This is a genomic window from Azonexus sp. (assembly GCF_036170495.1).
Classification (GTDB): Bacteria; Pseudomonadota; Gammaproteobacteria; order Burkholderiales; family Rhodocyclaceae; genus Azonexus.
Window position 1 is genome coordinate 1 of the sequence record NZ_JAVHPH010000101.1, and the last position, 1144, is coordinate 1144.

3 protein-coding genes are annotated in these 1144 nt (G+C 59.2%); 1 reads left to right on the forward strand and 2 read right to left on the reverse strand.

Going from position 1 to position 1144, the window contains the following annotated elements:
* Positions 1–511: transporter substrate-binding domain-containing protein (locus ADADOO_RS03250; RefSeq protein ID WP_511274972.1), on the reverse strand; the 511-nt coding region annotated here is incomplete at its 3' end.
* Positions 495–839, reverse strand: a complete 345-nt coding sequence (locus ADADOO_RS03255; RefSeq protein ID WP_511274974.1) for a hypothetical protein — start codon at positions 837–839, stop codon at positions 495–497. The genes ADADOO_RS03250 and ADADOO_RS03255, both read right to left, overlap by 17 nt.
* Here ADADOO_RS03255 and ADADOO_RS03260 point away from each other — a divergent pair.
* Positions 838–1144 (forward strand): sirohydrochlorin chelatase (locus ADADOO_RS03260; RefSeq protein WP_511274976.1); only part of this gene is annotated, 307 nt, incomplete at its 3' end. The genes ADADOO_RS03255 and ADADOO_RS03260 overlap by 2 nt on opposite strands.

Genomic DNA, 1144 nt, shown 5'->3' on the forward strand with positions numbered 1-1144 from the left:
TCTCGGCCTTGGCCTTGTAGAGATAGAAATTGCCCGGTGGCTCGTCGAGGCAGAAAACCTTGACCTCCTGGCGCTGGGCCGCGTCGATCAGTTCGCTGTAATTGCGGTAAAGAAGCAGGTTGGAAATGCCGTTCTCGGCCAGTTTGTCGATGCAGGCGTCGCCAGCCTTGACCCCGACCTGGAAGCCGCGCAGCGTCGATACGCCGCTGATGCCGGCGATCGAGGCGTGATGGTAGATGGCGACCGGGAGATCAGCGTAGGGCGCCGAGAAGTCATATAAAGCCTCGCGCTGCGGCGTGCGAAAAATCATGTCGATGACGTCCGCCCGGCCAGCCAGGAGGATTTGCTGGGCGTCGGCCCAGTTTGTTGCGGTCAACCGGATTTTTACGCCATTTTTCTTTTCCCAGAGCTGCCAGTAGTCGACCAGATAGCCTTCGGGTTCACCGGCCGAGTTGCGGAAAAGATAGGGCGGGTAGTTGTCGTCGGTGACGACATCAAGCTGGCGGGGCATGCTGTCGTTTGCTCCGATGGCCGGGACGGTGCAGAACATGCCAAAAAGACCGCACAGAAAAATGCTCAGGCGCCAAAAGCGCAATGGTCGATTGAATGATTTTGGCATTTTTATTCCTGTCCTCGCGCCATGCACGGAGCATCTCTCCAACGGCTTTCATCCTAGCCCAAGGACTCGCCAACTGCACGATAAGGATTTCGCGAATGGCGTGCGATGGCTGGCTTTTTATTGTTTTGGCGATGTTCGCGGGAACCCTGCCGTTAAGATACGGCCCTACCCGCATCCGCCCGTTGTGGCGGCCAGACTGATCGAACGGAAGATTTGCCATGACCACTGCCCTCATCCTCTTCGCCCACGGCGCCCGCGACCCGGCCTGGGCCAATCCCATGCGCCGCGTACAAGCGGCCATTCGCCAGCGTATGACAAGCGTGCCGGTCGAGCTGGCGTTCCTTGAATTCATGGCGCCGACCTTGCCGGACTGCGCCGCCGGGCTGATTGCGCAAGGGGCGGACAGGATCGTCGTCATGCCGATGTTCGTCGCCCGCGGCGGACATTTGAAGAAGGAAACGCCAGAGCTTATCGAAAACCTGCGGTCGACCTACCCGAATGTCGAATTTTCACTGGGCGACGCCA